Source organism: Rhodococcus spongiicola, assembly GCF_004011835.1.
GTDB classification, from domain to species: domain Bacteria; phylum Actinomycetota; class Actinomycetes; order Mycobacteriales; family Mycobacteriaceae; genus Prescottella; species Prescottella spongiicola.
Genome location: NZ_RKLN01000005.1, coordinates 72,729 through 92,458 on the forward strand (window position 1 = coordinate 72,729; position 19,730 = coordinate 92,458).

Here is a 19,730-nt window from a genome sequence, read left to right on the forward strand (position 1 = left end):
TTGCCCGTGCCTAGTTCGACGCGGGGACTTCCACAACTGCCAGGACAGACCCTACGTCGACCTGCTGACCGACGACGACGGGGAGTTCGGCAAGCACACCCGACGTCGGCGCCTTGACGGTGTGCTCCATCTTCATGGCCTCGAGCCACAGAATAGGCTGACCCGCCTCGACCTGATCACCCAGTGCGGCACCCAGGCGGATGACCGCACCGGGCATGGGCGCGAGCAGCGAGCCCTCGGCGACGGACATCGACGGGTCGACGAACCGGGGAACGGCCGTGAGCGTCACGGGCCCGAGCGGCGAGTCGATGCACACCACGTCGCCGTAGCCGGACACGTCGAACGAGCGGCGAACTCCGCCGACGTCGAGCACTACTCGATCCGGCGCGGACGAGATCAGCGACACATCCTCGAAGTCATCGGCCTTCATCCCCGAACGGGTCAACAGGTAGCGGATGTCGTGATCGCCGTGAATCCCGCTGTACCGCTTGACCTGTGGCTGCGACGGCAGGTTCCGCCAGCCACTCGGCAGTCCACCGACCACAGGCGCGACCGCACGGTTGGCGGCGGCATCGGCGAGGGCCGCCGCCAACGCCGACAAGGATTCGGCGGTCGCGTTGGCCAGCGGACGCGACAGGACGTCGAGTCCGTGCGTGTCGAAGAACGCGGTATCCGTGTCCCCCGCCAGGAATGCCGGATGCCGCAGGACGTTCACGAGTAGGTCGCGGTTGGTCTGCAATCCGTGCAGGCGAGTGCGGGTCAGCGCCGACGCGAGGACCTGCGCGGCCTGCGCGCGGGTGGGCGCATAGGAAATGACCTTGGCGAGCATCGGATCGTAGAAGACGCTCACCACCGAGCCGTCCTCGACGCCCGAGTCCAGCCGCACACCGGTCCGGTCGAGAACCTCGAATTCGGCTACACTGCCAGGAATTTCGATATGTTCGACGGTTCCGCTCTGGGGTCGCCAGCCGTGTGCGGGGTCCTCTGCGTAGAGGCGCACCTCGATCGAATGGCCCCGAAGCGGCGGCGGGTCGGCCGGCAGCTCGGCGCCACCGGCGATCTGTAGCTGCAACTCCACGAGGTCGAGTCCGGTGGTGCATTCGGTGACCGGGTGCTCCACCTGGAGTCGGGTGTTCATCTCCAGGAAGAAGAAGTCACCCTGTTCGTCGGCGAGGAACTCGACGGTTCCGGCACCCTGATATCCGATGGCACCGGCTGCGAGCCGCGCGGCCTCGAACAGTTTGGTGCGCATGGCCGGAATGCGTTCGACGAGTGGAGACGGCGCCTCCTCGACCACCTTCTGGTGACGACGTTGGATCGAGCACTCGCGCTCGCCGACGGCCCACACCGTGCCATGCTGGTCGGCCATCACCTGGACCTCGATGTGGCGTCCCGTCTCGAGGTAGCGCTCGCAGAACACCGTCGGATCGCCGAACGCGGACTGCGCCTCCCGGCGGGCCCCCTCGATCTCGTGAGGCAGCTTCGACAGTTCGCGCACGACGCGCATTCCGCGGCCGCCACCACCGGCGGATGCCTTGACCAACACCGGGAGGTCGGCCTCGGTCACCGCGTCGGGGTCGAGTTCCGCGAGAACCGGAACACCGGCCTCCGCCATGATCCGCTTGGACTCGACCTTCGAGCCCATCAGTTCGATCGCCTTGGCGGGAGGTCCGATCCAGGTCAACCCGGCGGCCTGGACGGCCTGAGCGAAATCGGCATTCTCTGAGAGGAATCCGTATCCGGGATGGATCGCGTCGGCTCCGGATGCCTGGGCTGCAGCGACGATCGCGTCGGCCCGCAGGTACGTATCGGCGGGCACCGCACCGGGCAGTCGGACCGCTGCGTCCGCATCGGCGATGTGTGGACTGTCGGCGTCCGGGTCGGAGAACACCGCGACGGTTCCGACGCCCGAGCGACGGCACGTCGCGAAGACCCGGCGGGCGATCTCGCCGCGGTTGGCGACCAGTACGGAAGTGATGTCTGAAATGCTCACGCTGGTCCTACTCACATCCGGAAGACACCGAAGTTCTCGGTGCCCTCGATCGGGGCGTTGGCAATGGCCGACAGGCACATTCCCACCACCGTGCGGGTGTCGCGGGGATCGATGACTCCGTCGTCGTACAGACGCCCGGACAGGAACGTCGGCAGCGACTCGGCCTCGATCTGGTTCTCGATCATGGCTCGCATACCCGCGTCGGCCTCCTCGTCGAAGACCTGTCCACGTGCCTCGGCGGACGCGCGGCCGACGATCGAGATGACGCCCGCGAGTTGCGCACCACCCATGACTGCGGACTTGGAACTGGGCCATGCGAACAGGAAGCGGGGATCGAAAGCGCGCCCACACATGCCGTAGTGGCCGGCGCCGTACGATGCACCGAGCAGGATCGAGATGTGCGGGACGGTCGAATTGGCAACCGCATTGATCATCATCGATCCGTGCTTGACCATGCCGCCTTCCTCGTACTCCCTGCCCACCATGTAACCGGTGGTGTTGTGCAGGAACAGAAGTGGCGTGTTCGATCGGTTGGCCAACTGGATGAACTGCGTGGCCTTCTGCGACTCCTCGCTGAACAGGACGCCGCGCGCGTTGGCCAGGATGCCGATGGGGTAGCCGTGCAACTCGGCCCACCCGGTCACGAGCGACGAGCCGTAGAGCGGCTTGAACTCGTCGAAGTCGGAGCCGTCGACGATACGTGCGATCACCTCGCGCGGATCGAACGGGATCTTCAGGTCCGGCGGGACGATGCCGAGCAGTTCCTCGGGGTCCTCCAGGGGTTCGATCACCTCGGCCCGCGGCGCCGGTCCCTGCTTCTTCCAGTTGAGACGCCGGACGATGCTGCGGCCGATACGGATCGCGTCCTGCTCGTCCACAGCGAAGTAGTCGGCCAGACCGGAGGTGCGGGCGTGCATCTCGGCGCCGCCGAGCGATTCGTCGTCGGACTCCTCGCCCGTCGCCATCTTCACGAGCGGGGGCCCGGCCAGGAAGACCTTGGAACGTTCCTTGATCATGACGACGTGGTCGGACATGCCGGGGATGTAGGCACCGCCCGCGGTGGAGTTGCCGAAGACGAGCGCGATGGTCGGGATGCCGGCCGCCGACAACTGGGTCAGGTCACGGAACATCCGTCCACCGGGGATGAAGACTTCCTTCTGCGTCGGCAGATCGGCACCACCGGACTCGACGAGCGAGATCACCGGCAGCCGGTTCTGGAGCGCGATGTCGTTCGCACGGAAGCCCTTCTTGAGCGTCCAAGGGTTGGACGTGCCGCCCCGGACCGTGGGATCGTTCGCCACGATCAGGCACTCGACACCGCTGACGACGCCGATGCCGACGACGGTGGACCCGCCCACGGGGAACTCGGTGCCCCACGCGGCGAGCGGAGACAACTCGAGGAAGGGAGAGTCCGGATCGAGCAGGAGTTCGATGCGCTCCCGAGCGAGCAGTTTGCCCCGGGCGTGGTGGCGCTCGATGTACTTCTCCCCGCCTCCGGCAAGGGCTTTCGCGTGCTCGGCTTCGAGTTCGACGAGCTTGGTCGTCATCGACTCCGCCGCCGACTGGTACTCCGGCGAGTTCGTGTCCAGTGCCGACTTCAGAATCGTCATGACTGGTACCCCAGACGCTTGGCCGCCAGCGAGGTAAGGATCTCCGTCGTCCCGCCCCCGATACCCAGAATTCGCATGTCCCGGTACTGCCTCTCCACTTCACACTCTGCCATGTAGCCCATGCCACCGAACAACTGCACCGCCTGGTTGGCCACCCACTCGCCCGCCTCGACCGCGGTGTTCTTGGCGAAACACACTTCCGCGACCAAATCCTCGTTCGATGTGAGCGAGCGTTCGACGAGGGTACGGGTGTAGACGCGGGCGACGTCCACCCGTCGCGTCATCTCGGTGAGGGTGGTCTGCACGCCCTGCCGCGAGATGAGCGGACGCCCGAACGTCTCACGGTCGCGGCACCACTGCAGGGTCAGGTCCAGGCACCGCTGCGCGCTCGCGTACGCCTGGACGGCCAGCGCGATTCGTTCGGTGAGAAACGCCTGCGCGATCTGCGCGAACCCCGAGTTCTCCGCGCCCACGAGATTCTCTACCGGAACCCGGGCGTCGACGAACGACAACTCCGCGGTGTCCGATGCCCGCCAGCCCATCTTGTCGAGCTTGCGAGCCACCTCGAACCCCAGTGTGCCCTTCTCGATCACCAGCAACGACACCCCGGACGCGCCGGCACCGCCGGTGCGAACCGCGGTGACTACGAAGTCTGCGCGGACGGCCGAGGTGATGAACGTCTTGGCGCCGTTGACGACGTAGTGGTCGCCGTCCCGCGCCGCCGTCGTACGCAGGTGCCCGACGTCGGAGCCACCACCCGGTTCGGTGATCGCCAGCGAACCGATCTTCTCGCCCGCGAGGGTGGGCCGCACCCATCGGTCGATCTGCCGCCGGTCACCCGCCGCGATGAGGTGCGGCAAGGCGATCCCGCAGGTGAACAGGGACGCGAACAACCCGCCGGACGCGCCGGCCTCGTGCATCTCCTCGCAAATCAGCATGGCATCGACCAGATCGCCACCATCGCCTCCGACCGCCTCGGGAAAGCCCGCGCCGAGCAGGCCCAACGCCGCCGCCTCGCGATGCAACTCCCGCGGGATCTCGCCGTCACGCTCCCAGTCGTCGAGGTACGGGAGGATCTCCTGCTCGACGAAACCGCGGACGGTCTTACGCAACTGCCGACGCTCGGGCGTTTCCCACACACTCATACGTGTCCCTCCTCAGCGGAAAGGGGAACCAGGTCGGCGGGGATCTCGATGTGCCGGCTGCGCAGCCACTCGCCGAGGCCCTTGGCCTGCGGATCGAACCGGGCCTGCGACGCGACACCGCGGCCGAGGATGCCCTCGATCACGAAGTTGACGGCCCGAAGATTCGGCAGGACGTGTCGAACGACGTCGAGTTCCTTCGCCTCCGGCAACATCCGCTTCACCTCGTCGACGGTGAGGGCGTCGACCAGCCAGCGCCACTGTTCGTCGGTACGGACCCACACGCCGACGTTGGCGTTGCCGCCCTTGTCGCCGCTGCGGGCGGCCGCGATCGTCCCGAGCGGGACGGTCACGGTCTCGGACGGGGTGGAGGGTGCCGGCGCTGTGGGCTCGGGCAGTGTGGGCTCGGGCACGTCCTCGAGGGCCCGTGTCTGTGGGCTGACGGCGATGTCGACGCGGGTGCCGTCGGGCAGGACCGCCACGTGCGGCACCTGGTCCGCATCGACGTAGCCGGGTGTGAACACTGCATACGGCTGACCGTTCGACGGCGGCGCCGTGAGCGTGAATCCCGGGTAACTCGCGAGCGCGAGTTCGACCGCGGCCGACGAGAACGCGCGGCCGACGACGTCGGGATCGGTGTCACGGACAGTGCAGCGAAGCAGCGCGCTCGCGGCCTCCTCGGTGTCGGCGTCCGGGTGATCGGTACGCGCGAGCGTCCACTCGAGCTCTCGGGGCTTGCGCCCAAGCCACGAATCCATCTGCTGCCGAACCAGTTCGGCCTTCGCCTCGATGTCCAGGCCAGTGAGTACGAAGGTGGCCTCGTTCCGGAAGCCGGCGAGCGCATTGAGAGACACCTTGTACTGCGGCGGTGGCGCTTCACCGGTGACACCGGAGATCCGGACCCGATCGGGTCCGTCGTCGGACACCCGGATCGAGTCCATCCGCGCGGTGACGTCGGGTCCGGCGTAACGCCCGCCCGTGATCTCGTACAGCAACTGGGCGGTGACCGTGTCGACGGTCACCGCTCCCCCAGTCCCTGCGTGCTTGGTGATCACCGACGAACCGTCGGCGTCGATCTCCGCGATCGGAAAGCCGGGGCGCGTGAGGTCGGGGATCTCGGTGAACCACGAGTAGTTGCCGCCTGTGGCCTGCGTGCCGCACTCGATCACGTGCCCGGCGACCACGGCCCCCGCCAACTTGTCGAATTCGTCTCGCGCCCAGCCGAAGTGCGCAGCCGCGGGTCCGACGATCACCGACGCGTCGGTGACCCGACCGGTGACGACGACGTCTGCGCCGGCGTTCAGGCACTCCACGATGCCCCACGCTCCGAGGTAGGCGTTAGCGGTCAGCGGCGGAGTAGCTGGGTCGCCCTGGCGGTCGAGTCCAAGTTCCGCAGCCCGCGCGATCAGGTCGTCGCCCTCGACGTGGGCGATACGTGCGCTGAGTCCGAGCCGGTCCGCGACCTCCCGCAGGGCGTCGGAGAGCCCGGCCGGGTTCACCCCACCGGCGTTGGTGACGATCTTCACCCCGCGGTCCAGGGCGAGCCCGAGGCAGTCCTCGGCCTGGCGCAGGAACGTCTTCGCGTAGCCGCGCGACGGGTCCTTCATCCGGTCGCGACCCAGGATCAGCATGGTGAGTTCGGCGAGGTAATCGCCAGTCAGGTAGTCGAGGTCGCCGCCCTCGAGCATCTCGCGCATCGCGGAGTACCGATCACCGTAGAACCCCGAGCAGTTGCCGATGCGCACACTCACTGCGCCGCCTCTGCCCCTGCCGCCTCGAGCCCGCCGGTCTGCGCAGCGTTTTCGCCGCGGCCCGAACCGGGCGGACCAGCGAAAGCCTGTGCAATGTCGAGCCATCGGTCTGCGTCCGTGCCCACCGCCTGCAAGGCGGTGTCGCCGCGGTGAACGCGCTGCGTCACGAGCAGACAGAAGTCCTCGGCCGGACCGGTCACCCGCTGCTGCGCCTCGTCCTCGCCCCACGCCCAGACGGAGCCATCCGGAGCGGTCAACTCCACCCGGAACTCATCGGCGGGCGGGGTGAGCTCGTTGACGGTGTACGCGAAGTTGCGGGTCCGGACACCCAGGCGCGCAATGTGCTTCAAACGGTCGGTCGGCTCGACCGACACTCCGAGTGTGTCCGCCACGTCGCGCCCGTGAGCCCACGTCTCCATCAACCGAGCGGTCGCCATGGATGCCACACTCATCGGCGGCCCGAACCAGGGCAGCTTGGTTCCGGCCGGGACGCCCAGCAGCACTTCGGCAAGCTTCTCGCGGGTGGTTCGCCAGTCGGCCAAGAGCTCGTTCGGAGGCCGCTGTGCCTCGACTTCGGCTCCCTCGTCGACGAAGCCGAGCGGGTTCTTCCACGCCTCGGCGAGTTGCGCCGCGAACGCCTCCTCGTCGGTAGCCGCAATCAGTGCAGCCCGGTCGGTCCACGCGAGATGTCCGATCTGATGCGCGACGGTCCAGCCTTCCGCCGGGGTCGTCAGGGCCCACTGCTCGATCGGCAGGTCCGCGACGAGCGCATCGAGCGCTGCACCTTCTGCGCTCAGGTCATCGACGATCTTCTTCAGGTCAGCCACACACCCCTCCTCGAATGTTTGACCAGCATCACACCGGGGTGGTCAAAAATCAAGCAGGGCTGATTGTTTATTCGGAGAAGGCTGTCCGCACATCGCGAATGGTGCCGGTCAGGCCGTCATGTCGGCAGTGGTAGCCCGGGTCCGGCGGCCGCCGGTAAGCGACCATTCCAGATCCGGCACTCGGGTGACCCGATTGTGCCGTTCCACGGTGAAGTTCGTGATGGGCAGACGCTCCACCGTCGTCGATTCGGCAAGCATGTTTCCGGCGACGCCTTGTTCGAAGACCGAGAACGCAGTGTGGTTGACCGAATTGACGGCGATCTGCAGCGCCGAGAGTGCGGTGTCATGCGGGCCGAACTCGGCGAGCGTCTGACCGCCCCCGATCGTGGTGCCCACCACCGCGTAGTAGTGCCAGTGCGAAGCATTGTCCGGGTTGTGTGTGACGCCAGGCTCTGCAGCCATGATGCGCCCCTTCCCTGTTCGAGGCTCCTCTGGCCAGGATAGAACCGGCTGCCGACAGCGTCGATGTGGCACGCCGAGGCGGCCGCGAACACGCCTAGGGCCCCCGAGCGAGGAATCGCTTGGGGGCCCTAGGGAGTCCGGACTCGAGAGTCCGGCGTCTCAGTGCACCATCGCCGGCTGAACGTCCTCGGTCGTCGGCGTGGAGCGCCGACGGGGGAGGAAGAACGCCGGAATCAGCGTCAACACGGCAACTACGAACGCCACGGTGAACGTACCTGCGAAAGCATCCGCTGCAGCGCCGAATCCCTGGTCGAGCATCGACTGCGGAACCTGCTCCGCGATCGCCGGCTCCTCCCGGGACGCGACCGCCATGCCGGCATCGGGCCGGTCGAGCAGCTGGTTCGTCAGCACCATCGACATCGTCGCGGTACCGATCGAGCCGGCAGTCTGCTGGACGATGTTCATCAAGGTCGAACCACGGGCGATCATCTCGTTCTCGAGGGTGACCAGCGCAGCCGCCATCAGCGGCATCATGGTGCAGCCCATGCCGAGACCCATCACGAACAGCGAGCCGGTCAACAGCAGGTACGACGAGTCCGCAGTCAGCTGCGTGAACGTGGACAAGCCGACCGCGATCAGCGGCAAACCCGTCAAAACGATCTTGCCCGAACCGATCTTGTCGACCAGCCGCCCGGCGATCGGCATCGTCACCATCGCACCGATACCCTGCGGGGCCATCAGCAGACCCGCGGCCAAAGCGGACTCGCCGCGCACCTGGATGAAGTAGCTCGGGAACAACAAACCCGCGCCCATGAACGCGATGATGAACATCGTCGTGGTCGTGACCGCGATCGTCAGCTGCCGGTTCTCGAACAGGTGCAGATCGATCAGCGGGTGGTCCTTGCGGAGCGAATGGAAGACGAAGCCCAGGATCAGCGCGAGTCCGAGGCCAGCCGAGACCAGCACCCGAGCCGAGGCGATCGTGCCCACCTCCGGGATCGACGAGACCCCGAACAGGAAGAGCGCGAGACCCGGCGATAGCAGCAGCATGCCGACGACGTCGAAGGTCTGGGACGGACTCGGCTCATCCTTGGGCAGCAGCTTCGCGGCAGCGGCCAGAGCGACGAGGCCGACCGGCAGGTTGATGAGGAAGATCCAATGCCAGCTGGCAGCATCGATCAGCCAGCCGCCCAGGATCGGGCCCCCGATCGGGCCGAGGAGCATCGGAATCCCCAGCACCGCCATGACCCGGCCGACCCGATCCGGGCCGGCCGCGCGCGTCATGATCGTCATGCCGAGCGGCATCAACATGCCTCCGCCGAGGCCCTGGACCACCCGGAAGGCGATGAGCGACGTGATGTCCCACGCGAATGCGCAGGCCACCGAGCCGATCACGAACAAGATCAGCGCGGTGATGTACAGCCGCTTGGTGCCGAAGCGGTCGGCCGCCCAGCCCGTGACCGGGATGACTGTGGCCAGTGCGAGCGTGTAGGCGGTCATGGTCCAGGCGACGACCGCCATGGTGGTGTCGAACTCTTGCGAGAACGTCGTCAACGCGACGCTCACGACCGTCACGTCGAGGATGGACATGACGGCTCCGAGCACCACCACGGATGAGATCTTCAAGACCGCGCCGTCGATCTTGTCCGACTCCCGGGCCCCCGATCGGGGCTCGAACGTCGAGTTGGGCGTCGTCATGTGCAGAGTTCCTGACTTCGGGCTCGCGAGGGGTCACCCGCGAGAGGGTTGAATGATCTCGAGCAACCGTCTTCGGTTCGGCTCGCTCAGCCGACGCGAACGCTCGGAGATCGTCATGTCTGCCCTCGGCGACCCCGCCGTGGCCCGTCCACGACACCATGCCCCTGTGACAAGCAGCAACGGATTTTCGGGGTAACCGAACCCCTACGTGAGCAGAAGCACACTCATTCCTGGACGAGGACTGCCTTTCCGAGTACACGACCGGCCTCGAGATCCGCGAGAGCTTCTGCGGCCGACGCCAGCGGATACCGAGCCTTCACGATGGGGCGCAGCCCCGCGCGGACGTGCTCGAGCAGCGCAGCATGAGTCTTGGCGAGCGCAGACGGATCGTGTGGCAGGAACTCACCCCACGCGGCGCCGACGATGCTGATGTTCCGAAACAGGACCCGATTGAGCTTGACCGACGGGATGTCCCCGCCCGCGAAACCGATCACGACCAGTCGCCCCTCCGCTGCGAGGGTCCGGACGGCGTCGTCGAAGGCGTCCCCGCCAACGGGGTCGACGACGACGTCGGCACCACGCCCGCCGGTGAGTTCCCGGACCCGGCCGGCCCACCCTTCGGTCAGCCGGACGACGTCGTCGGCGCCGATCTCACGCAGGAAGTCGTCGGCACCATCGCGGCGCACCACCGCGATCACCCGGGCGCCGTGCGCCTTCGCCAACTGGATGGTCGATGTCCCGACGCCGCCCGCCGCACCGAGGACCACGACGGTCTCCCCCCGCCGCAGGTTGGCGCGGCGTCCGAGCGCGAACTCCATCGTCTGGTAGTTGATGATGAGCGACGCCGCTTCCTCGAAGCTCAGGTCGTCCGGGATCGGTAGCACCACAGCGGGATGGACCGCAACGCGCTCGGCGTATCCGCCGAGACTGGATACCGCCAGCACCCGCTGACCTTGTTCGAACCCGCTCCCCTCCGGTGCGCTCACGACGACGCCGGCCACCTCGGTACCGGGCACGAACGGCGGCTGCGGGGCATGCTGGTATTTGCCATAGCTGATGAGCAGGTCCGGGAAGCACACGCCACTGGCCTTTACATCGATCAGGACCAGCCCGTCCGAATCCGGTTCGGGCAGATCCTGTACCTCCATCGCCGACGGTCCCTTCAGCTCCGTCACCACCACTGCGCGCACTTTCCACCTCCGAATCTGTAGGGCCCGGATGCCCTCCCGACGACGCTACCCAGCCGGGCAGCCCGTGAACGAACGGGGTGACGGCCAGCCGATCAGCTGCCACAATCGCTGGCGACAACAGCAGAGACCGATGGGAAAACCTTGGCTTCCGAGCAGATCGCCCCCGCAACGCAGACCGTCACCGCAGCGCATGTTCTCGCGCCCTCGCCGCCACCTGAGGATTGCTTCGAGACCTCACGCCCCATCCGCACCGGAGACGTCGACACCGAGTACCGCCTGCGACTCGATGGCATCGCCCGCTACCTGCAGGACATCGGCACGGATAACCTGGTTGCCTTGGGATTCGACGAGACCGATCCCTTGTGGGTGGTCCGACGCACCGTGATCGACGTGCACCGCCCCGCGGTGTGGCCCGATCGGATCCACCTGCGCCGCTGGTGTGCAGCCCACTCCACGCGGTGGTCGTCAATGCGGGTCCAACTGAACAACGACGAGAACGCCCTGATCGAGACCGAGGCCTTCTGGATCAACATCGGAACCGAGACTGGGATGCCGGCCCGGATCAGCGACGGCCTACTCGAGCGCCTGGCACTCACCTCCAACGAACACCGACTCCGGTGGAAGCCGTGGCTACCCTCGATGCCCCCCGAAACGGACGAGCGGGAAGATCGTGACCAGATCTTCCCGCTCCGGGTCACCGACATAGACCCGTTCAATCACGTCAACAACGCTGCCTACTGGCACGCTGTGGAAGAATCCCTGGCAGAGCGACCGGATCTGCTCGAGGCACCGTACCGGGCGGTCGTCGAGCACCTGAGCCCCATCTACGGGCGAGACCAAGTCAGGCTCCACACGAGAACCGACGACTCGTCGCTGTCGTTGTGGTTTCTCGTCGACGGCGAGGTGCGGGCGGCGGCTCGGGTCGAGCGTCGGGAGACGCGCTCCGAGTGACTGCAGATCAGTGAATTCAGATCACCTTCTTGACGACGAAGGCGATCAGTCCCAGCACGGCTGCGAGAACTAGTACGGTCCAGAAACCGAGCAGCCACCACAGCACGCCGAACACCACCAATACAGGCGCCGCGGTAATCAGGGCGATCGTCGGGCTCTCCCGCACTACTTCGAGTGCCGTCTGGGCGTTGGCTCGATCGATCTTCTTTCCGGCCATCTCGTCTCCATTCGTCGGACCACCCAAATCGGGCGGGTGTCGTCGAGGGTAGTCGCGGCGCCAGGACCACGGCGCCAGGGCTCCACGGCTGGAGGACCAGGGAAACAGTCGAAGGCCCCACCCCCGAAGAGAATGGGGTGGGGCCTTCGACTGTGGTGAAGGGCTGACGACTCCTGCGACTCGTCAACGATCCACGCGAGCGGAGCGACTACCGGTAGTCGTTGCTGAACCCGTAGTCGTCCAACGGAACCGCAGCACCGGTGCCCTGGCCGAAGCCATCCGGTGTGTAGTACTGATCGTCGTAGGACGGCACCGCGTAGGCGGCGGCCCGCGCTTCCTCGGTGGGCTGAACCTGGATGTTGCGGTACCGGTTGATGCCGGTACCGGCCGGGATCAGCTTGCCGATGATCACGTTCTCCTTCAGACCGATCAGCTTGTCCGAGCGGCAGTTGATCGCCGCATCGGTCAGCACGCGGGTGGTCTCCTGGAACGACGCAGCCGACAGCCACGAGTCTGTCGCCAACGACGCCTTGGTGATGCCCATCAGCACCGGACGGCCGGCCGCGGGCTCGCCGCCCTCGGACACGACGCGCCGGTTCGCCGCCTCGAACTCGCTGCGTTCGACCAGCGAACCGGGCAGGAACTCCGTCGAGCCCGAATCGATGATCGTCACGCGGCGCAGCATCTGGCGCACGATGACCTCGATGTGCTTGTCGTGGATCGACACACCCTGGCTCCGGTACACCTCCTGGACCTCGTTGACGAGGTGGATCTGCACCTGGCGCGAGCCCATGACACGCAGCACCTCGTGCGGGTCGGCAGCGCCTTCCATGAGCTGCTGACCGACCTCGACGTGGTCACCGTCCGCCAACAGGCGCTCGGTGCCGTCCTCGTGCTGGAACACGCGCAGACGCTGCCGCTTCGAGAGCTTGTCGTAGAGGATCTCTTCGCCGCCGTCGTCGGGGATGATGGTGATCTTGTAGAAACGCTCGCCATCCTCGAGCTGCACCCGACCGGACACCTCCGCGATGGGCGCCTTGCCCTTCGGGACGCGAGCCTCGAACAACTCCTGGACACGCGGCAGACCACCGGTGATGTCCGCTGCGCCGGCCGCACCACCCTGGTGGAACGTACGCATCGTCAACTGGGTGCCGGGCTCACCGATCGACTGGGCGGCGACGATACCGACGGCCTCACCGATGTCGACGAGCTTTCCGGTCGCCATCGAGCGGCCGTAGCAGGTGGCACACACACCGGTCGCGGTGGTGCAGGTGAGGACCGAGCGGACCTTGACCTGCGTGATCCCCGCCTCGAGCAGCGCGTCGATCGCCGGATCGCCCAGGTCGTGACCGCGCTCGACGATGACGTTCCCGTTCTCGTCGACCGCGTCCGCGGCGAGGGTGCGGGCATACGTCGAGGTCTCGACGTGCGCGTCGCGGATGATCGACCCGTCGGCCTGCTTCTCCGCGATGTGCGTGACGATGCCGCGCTCGGTACCGCAGTCGACCTCGCGGACGATGACGTCCTGCGAGACGTCCACCAGACGACGGGTCAGGTAACCCGAGTCGGCGGTGCGCAGCGCCGTGTCCGCCAGACCCTTGCGAGCACCGTGCGTGTTGATGAAGTACTCGAGGACCGTCAGCCCCTCCTTGAAGGAGGACTTGATCGGACGCGGGATGAACTCACCCTTCGGGTTCGTCACCAAGCCCTTCATACCGGCGAGCGAGCGAACCTGAGTCATGTTGCCGGCCGCACCGGACTTCACGATCATCGGGATCGGGTTGTCGTCGGGGAAGTGGGCCTCCATGACCTTGCCGACCTCGTCGGTGGCCTCGGACCAGATCTTGACCAGGGCGGCGTTGCGCTCGTCGTGGTTGAGGGCACCGCGCTGGTACTTCTTCTCGATCTGGTCTGCCTGTGCCTCGAACTGCTCCATGATCTGCGGCTTCTCCGGCGGCACGAGGACGTCGGAGACCGAGACCGTCACGCCGGATCGCGTGGCCCAGTAGAAGCCCGCATCCTTCAGCTTGTCGACGGTCTGCGCAACCACGATCATCGGGTAGCGCTCGGCGAGATCGTTGATGATCGCCGCCTGACGCTTCTTGGGCATCAGCTCGTTGACGAACGGGTAGTCCGTCGGGAGCAGATCGTTGAACATCACCCGGCCGAGCGTGGTCTCGCTGGTCCAGCCGTCGCCGTAGTTCCAGCCCTCGGGGAACAGTTCCGCCTCGACGTCGCGCGGTGGGCGCTGATGGGTCAGACGAACCTTGATCTTCGCCTGCACCGACAGCACGCCGAGGTCGATGGCCATCTGCGCCTCGGACGGGGACGAGTACACGCCCTGGTCCGCCTGATCGGTTGTGGCCGGCTGGTACTCGCCCAGCGCACCATCGACCTGGCGGGTCAGGTGGAACAGGCCCGTCACCATGTCCAGACGCGGCATCGCGAGCGGACGGCCCGACGCCGGCGACAAGATGTTGTTCGACGACAGCATCAGGATGCGGGCCTCGGCCTGCGCTTCCGCCGACAACGGCAGGTGCACGGCCATCTGGTCACCGTCGAAGTCGGCGTTGAAGGCCTCACACACGAGCGGGTGCAGCTGGATGGCCTTGCCCTCGACGAGTTGCGGCTCGAACGCCTGGATTCCGAGGCGGTGCAGGGTGGGAGCACGGTTGAGCAGTACGGGGTGCTCGTTGATGACCTCTTCGAGGACGTCCCACACCTGCGGGCGCTGACGCTCGACCATGCGCTTGGCGGACTTGATGTTCTGCGCGTGGTTCAGGTCGACCAGACGCTTCATGACGAACGGCTTGAAGAGCTCGAGCGCCATCAGCTTCGGCAGACCGCACTGGTGGAGCTTCAGCTGCGGGCCGACGACGATGACGGAGCGGCCGGAGTAGTCGACGCGCTTACCGAGCAGGTTCTGCCGGAACCGGCCCTGCTTGCCCTTGAGCAGGTCGGACAGCGACTTGAGCGGCCGGTTACCGGGACCGGTCACCGGCCGGCCGCGACGACCGTTGTCGAACAACGCGTCCACGGACTCCTGAAGCATCCGCTTCTCGTTGTTGACGATGATCTCGGGAGCGCCGAGGTCGATCAGTCGCTTGAGTCGGTTGTTCCGGTTGATGACGCGGCGATACAGGTCGTTCAGGTCGGACGTGGCGAACCGGCCGCCGTCGAGCTGAACCATTGGACGCAACTCCGGCGGAATCACCGGGACGGCGTCGAGCACCATGCCCATCGGCGAGTTGCCGGACTGCTGGAACGCGGCGATGACCTTCAAGCGCTTGAGGGCGCGCAGCTTCTTCTGCCCCTTGCCGCTGCGGATGGCCTCGCGCAGCGAATCGGCCTCGGCGTCGATGTCGAAGTTCTCGATGAGCTTTTGGATCGACTCGGCGCCCATCGCCCCGGTGAAGTACTCGCCGTAGCGGTCGACCAGTTCGCGGTACAGCGACTCGTCGACGATGAGCTGCTTGACGCTCAGCTTGGTGAACGTGTTCCAGATCTCCTCGAGCCGGTCGAGCTCACGCTGAGCCCGGTCGCGGAGCTGACGCATCTCGCGCTCTCCGCCGTCCTTGACCTTCCGGCGGACATCGGACTTGGCACCCTCCGCCTCGAGCTCGGCGATGTCGGCTTCGAGCTTCTGGGCGCGAGCCTCGAGGTCCGCGTCGCGCTGGTCGGCGACGGTCTTCTTCTCGACCTCCATCTCGGCCTCGAGAGTGGTGAGCTCGTTGTGGCGAAGCTCCTCGTCGACACCGACGATGACGTAGGCCGCGAAGTAGATGATCTTCTCGAGATCCTTGGGGGCCAGGTCCAGCAGGTAGCCGAGCCGGCTCGGCACACCCTTGAAGTACCAGATGTGGGTGACCGGGGCCGCGAGCTCGATGTGACCCATGCGCTCACGACGAACCTTCGCGCGCGTCACCTCGACGCCGCAGCGCTCGCAGATGATGCCCTTGAACCGGACACGCTTGTACTTACCGCAGTAGCACTCCCAGTCCCGGGTGGGGCCGAAGATCTTCTCGCAGAAGAGGCCGTCCTTCTCGGGCTTGAGGGTGCGGTAGTTGATGGTCTCCGGCTTCTTGACCTCGCCGTAGGACCAGTTGCGGATGTCCTCGGCGGTCGCGAGACCGATGCGGAGTTCATCGAAGAAGTTGACGTCGAGCACGTAACTTCCTTTCCCCAGAGGGATTGCGGATCAGCGGTGGAGGTCCGCTTTTCCTGACTGCCAATTCAAATGTGCTCTAGCGCCCTCGGGCCGTGTGCGCGACGTGCTTCCCACACGGCCCGAGGACCGGAAATCTAGTTGGCGAGATCGTCCACTGTTGCGGCCTCATTCCGGGACAGGTTGATGCCCAGGTTCGCGGCGGCACGCTCGAGGTCCTCGTCATCGCCGTCGGCCATCGCGATGGCGGCGCCGTCCGAGGACAGCACCTCCACGTTGAGGCACAACGACTGGAGCTCCTTGAGGAGCACCTTGAAGGACTCGGGGATGCCCGGCTCAGGGATGTTCTCGCCCTTGACGATGGCTTCGTACACCTTCACGCGGCCAACGACGTCGTCGGACTTGATGGTGAGCAGTTCCTGCAGGGTGTAGGCGGCGCCGTACGCCTGCATCGCCCAGCACTCCATCTCACCGAAGCGCTGGCCACCGAACTGGGCCTTACCGCCGAGCGGCTGCTGGGTGATCATCGAGTACGGGCCGGTCGAACGCGCGTGGATCTTGTCGTCGACCAGGTGATGCAGCTTGATGATGTACATGTAGCCGACCGACACCGGGTACGGGAACGGCTCGCCGGAGCGACCGTCGAACAGCGTCGCCTTCCCGTCCATACCCACCATCTGCTCGCCGTCGCGGTTCGGCAGCGTCGAACTGAGAAGGCCGTTGAGCTCGTCCTCCTTGGCCCCGTCGAACACCGGGGTCGCGATATTCGACTCGGCCGGCGCGGACAGCATCTCCTCGGGCAGATTCTGCGCCCAGTCCGGACGCGAACCGTCCCCCGCGATCTGCACGTTCCAGCCGGACTTGCCGATCCAACCGAGGTGAGTCTCGAGCACCTGGCCGATGTTCATACGACGCGGAACACCGTGGGTGTTCAGGATGATGTCGATCGGGGTGCCGTCGGGCAGGAACGGCATGTCCTCCTGCGGGAGGATCTTGCCGATCACGCCCTTGTTGCCGTGGCGGCCGGCGAGCTTGTCACCGTCCTGGATCTTGCGCTTCTGGGCAACGTAGACGCGAACGAGCTCGTTGACGCCCGGAGGCAGATCGTCGTCGTCCTCGCGGGAGAACACGCGGATGCCGATGACCTTGCCGGACTCGCCGTGCGGCACCTTCAGGGAGGTGTCACGCACCTCGCGAGCCTTCTCACCGAAGATCGCACGCAGCAGACGCTCCTCCGGGGTCAGCTCGGTCTCACCCTTCGGCGTGACCTTGCCGACCAGGATGTCGCCGTCGCGAACCTCGGCACCGATGCGGACGATGCCACGCTCGTCAAGGTCGGCAAGGACCTCGTCGGAGACGTTCGGGATGTCCCGGGTGATCTCCTCGGCACCGAGCTTGGTGTCGCGGGCATCGATCTCGTGCTCCTCGATGTGGATCGAGGTGAGAACGTCCTCCTCCACGAGGCGCTGCGACAGGATGATCGCGTCCTCGTAGTTGTGGCCCTCCCACGGCATGATCGCCACAAGCAGGTTCTTACCCAGCGCCATCTCACCGTTGTCGGTGCAGGGGCCGTCAGCCAACACCTGGCCGAACTCGACACGCTGGCCCTCGTCCACGATCGGACGCTGGTTCGCGCACGTGCCCTGGTTGGAGCGTGCGAACTTGCGCAGGCGGTACGTCTTGCGGCTGCCGTCATCGGCCATCACGGTGACGTAGTCCGAGGAGACCTCCTCGACCACACCGCCCTTCTCGGAGACGATGACGTCGCCGGCGTCGACCGCGGCCCGCAACTCCATGCCGGTACCGACCAGCGGGGCCTCGCTGCGCACCAGCGGCACCGCCTGACGCTGCATGTTCGCGCCCATCAGGGCACGGTTGGCGTCGTCGTGCTCGAGGAACGGAATCATCGCGGTCGCGACCGAGACCATCTGACGCGGCGAGACGTCCATGTAGTCGACGTCCGAGGACGAGACGAACTCGACCTCGCCGCCCTTACGGCGAACCAGGACGCGCTCCTCGACGAACTGACCACTGGAGTCGACCGGCGAGTTGGCCTGCGCCACGACGTGGCGGTCCTCCTCGTCCGCTGTCAGGTAGTCGACCTGATCCGTGACCCGGCCAGCCTCGACCTTGCGGTACGGGGTCTCGATGAAGCCGAAGGGGTTGACCCGCGCGTAGACGGACAGCGACCCGATCAGGCCGATGTTCGGGCCTTCCGGGGTCTCGATCGGGCACATGCGCCCGTAGTGCGACGGGTGAACGTCTCGGACTTCGAGGCCTGCGCGCTCACGCGACAGACCACCCGGGCCCAGCGCCGACAGGCGGCGCTTGTGGGTCAGACCCGACAACGGGTTGTTCTGGTCCATGAACTGCGACAACTGGGAGGTTCCGAAGAACTCCTTGATCGCGGCCACAACGGGGCGAATGTTGATCAGGGTCTGCGGCGTGATCGCCTCGACGTCCTGAGTGGTCATGCGCTCACGGACGACGCGCTCCATGCGGGACAGACCCACGCGGATTTGGTTCTGGATGAGCTCACCCACGGTGCGCAGTCGACGGTTGCCGAAGTGGTCGATGTCGTCGACCTCGACCAGAACCTCGGTGCCGCCGGGCGCGGTCATCACCGGGTCAGCAGCGTGCAGTCGCACGAGGTACTCGATCGTCGCGACGATGTCTTCCTCGGTGAGGACAGACGCCTCGACGGGCACGCCGGCGTTCAGACCGAGCTTCTTGTTGAGCTTGTAGCGGCCGACGCGGGCGAGGTCGTAACGCTTGTCCTTGAAGAAGAGGTTCTCGAGCAGAGTCTGCGCGCTCTCCTTCGTCGGCGGTTCGCCCGGACGCAGCTTGCGGTAGATGTCGAGCAGCGCCTCGTCGGTTCCGGCGGTGTTGTCCTTCTCGAGCGTCGACATCATGATCTCGGAGAAGCCGAAGCGCTCGGTGATCTGCTCCGTGGTCCACCCCAGGGCCTTGAGCAGCACGGTGACCGGCTGACGGCGCTTGCGGTCGATACGCACGCCGACGGTGTCGCGCTTGTCGACGTCGAACTCTAGCCACGCGCCACGACCCGGGATGACCTTGACGCTGTGCAGAGTCTTCTCGGTGCTCTTGTCGATGGTCTCGTCGAAGTACACGCCCGGGGAACGCACCAGCTGCGACACGACGACACGCTCGGTGCCGTTGATGATGAACGTGCCCTTGTCGGTCATCATCGGGAAGTCACCCATGAAGACCGTCTGGCTCTTGATCTCACCGGTGTTGTTGTTGATGAACTCAGCGGTGACGAACAACGGCGCCGCGTAGGTCATGTCCTTTTCTTTGCACTCGTCGACCGGCGCCTTGACCTCGTCGAAGCGCGGGTCCGAGAAGGACAGGGACATCGACCCCGAGAAGTCCTCGATCGGAGAGAGCTCAGCCAGGATCTCTTCGAGACCCCCCATGACCGCTCCGTCGCCACGCGCGGCCGCACGCTCACGCCAAGCCTGCGCGCCGATCAACCATTCGAATGAATCAGTCTGTAGGTCGAGGAGCCCTGGCACCTCGAGGGGTTCACGAATCTTCGCGAACGAAATCCTCTTGGGGGCTCCGGGGATTCCGGCAACTGCCTTGGTCTGGCTAGAGACTGCCAAGATGCGTCCTTCCAGCACCTCACGCGGGCCGCTACTGCTGGTGCGACCGCCGCTGTATCTGCTTCTTCATGTGGGGCGAATTCGCTGGTCACGACCCG

12 protein-coding genes are annotated in these 19,730 nt (G+C 66.1%); 1 reads left to right on the forward strand and 11 read right to left on the reverse strand.

Annotated elements, in window-relative coordinates; all coding sequences use genetic code 11:
- Positions 1-10 precede the first annotated feature (10 nt).
- The 8 genes from EF834_RS13750 to EF834_RS13785 form a co-directional block, all read right to left on the reverse strand.
- Positions 11-1,993, reverse strand: coding sequence for an acetyl/propionyl/methylcrotonyl-CoA carboxylase subunit alpha (locus EF834_RS13750; RefSeq protein WP_127947808.1), 1,983 nt, complete (start codon positions 1,991-1,993; stop codon positions 11-13).
- A gap of 11 nt (positions 1,994-2,004) precedes the next feature.
- A complete protein-coding gene (locus EF834_RS13755) occupies positions 2,005-3,603 on the reverse strand; it encodes an acyl-CoA carboxylase subunit beta (RefSeq protein ID WP_127947809.1) in 1,599 nt (532 codons plus the stop codon).
- On the reverse strand, positions 3,600-4,748 hold the full coding sequence (locus tag EF834_RS13760; protein WP_127947810.1) for an acyl-CoA dehydrogenase family protein: 1,149 nt from the start codon (positions 4,746-4,748) through the stop codon (positions 3,600-3,602). The genes EF834_RS13755 and EF834_RS13760 overlap by 4 nt, the downstream gene beginning before the upstream one ends.
- Positions 4,745-6,496, reverse strand: coding sequence for an acyclic terpene utilization AtuA family protein (locus EF834_RS13765; protein WP_206615281.1), 1,752 nt, complete (start codon positions 6,494-6,496; stop codon positions 4,745-4,747). The genes EF834_RS13760 and EF834_RS13765 overlap by 4 nt, the downstream gene beginning before the upstream one ends.
- Positions 6,493-7,323, reverse strand: coding sequence for a TIGR03084 family metal-binding protein (locus EF834_RS13770; protein ID WP_127947812.1), 831 nt, complete (start codon positions 7,321-7,323; stop codon positions 6,493-6,495). Before EF834_RS13770 ends, EF834_RS13765 begins: the two co-directional genes overlap by 4 nt.
- A gap of 108 nt (positions 7,324-7,431) precedes the next feature.
- Positions 7,432-7,785: a hypothetical protein gene (locus tag EF834_RS13775; protein WP_127947813.1), complete on the reverse strand. Its 354-nt coding sequence runs from the start codon at positions 7,783-7,785 to the stop codon at positions 7,432-7,434.
- A gap of 159 nt (positions 7,786-7,944) precedes the next feature.
- Complete coding sequence (locus EF834_RS13780) at positions 7,945-9,483, reverse strand: DHA2 family efflux MFS transporter permease subunit (protein WP_127947814.1); 1,539 nt, start codon at positions 9,481-9,483, stop codon at positions 7,945-7,947.
- Positions 9,484-9,707: 224 nt separating this feature from the next.
- Positions 9,708-10,673 carry an NADPH:quinone oxidoreductase family protein gene (locus EF834_RS13785; RefSeq protein ID WP_127947815.1) on the reverse strand — a complete coding sequence of 322 codons (966 nt, stop codon included), beginning with the start codon at positions 10,671-10,673 and terminating at the stop codon, positions 9,708-9,710.
- Positions 10,674-10,814: 141 nt separating this feature from the next.
- On the opposite strand from EF834_RS13785, the gene EF834_RS13790 reads away from it, so the two are divergent.
- Positions 10,815-11,624 carry an acyl-[acyl-carrier-protein] thioesterase gene (locus EF834_RS13790; protein ID WP_127947816.1) on the forward strand — a complete coding sequence of 270 codons (810 nt, stop codon included), beginning with the start codon at positions 10,815-10,817 and terminating at the stop codon, positions 11,622-11,624.
- 16 nt (positions 11,625-11,640) lie between these two features.
- Here EF834_RS13790 and EF834_RS13795 read toward each other — a convergent pair whose 3' ends face one another.
- The 3 genes from EF834_RS13795 to rpoB all read right to left on the reverse strand — a co-directional run bounded on the left by EF834_RS13795 (position 11,641) and on the right by rpoB (position 19,650).
- Positions 11,641-11,841 (reverse strand): hypothetical protein, encoded by a 201-nt coding sequence (locus EF834_RS13795; protein WP_127947817.1) that lies wholly within the window; start codon positions 11,839-11,841, stop codon positions 11,641-11,643.
- Between the two features lie 208 nt (positions 11,842-12,049).
- Positions 12,050-16,009 (reverse strand): DNA-directed RNA polymerase subunit beta', encoded by a 3,960-nt coding sequence (locus EF834_RS13800; protein WP_127947818.1) that lies wholly within the window; start codon positions 16,007-16,009, stop codon positions 12,050-12,052.
- A gap of 134 nt (positions 16,010-16,143) precedes the next feature.
- Positions 16,144-19,650 carry a DNA-directed RNA polymerase subunit beta gene (gene rpoB, locus EF834_RS13805; RefSeq protein WP_127947819.1) on the reverse strand — a complete coding sequence of 1,169 codons (3,507 nt, stop codon included), beginning with the start codon at positions 19,648-19,650 and terminating at the stop codon, positions 16,144-16,146.
- Positions 19,651-19,730: the final 80 nt, after the last annotated feature.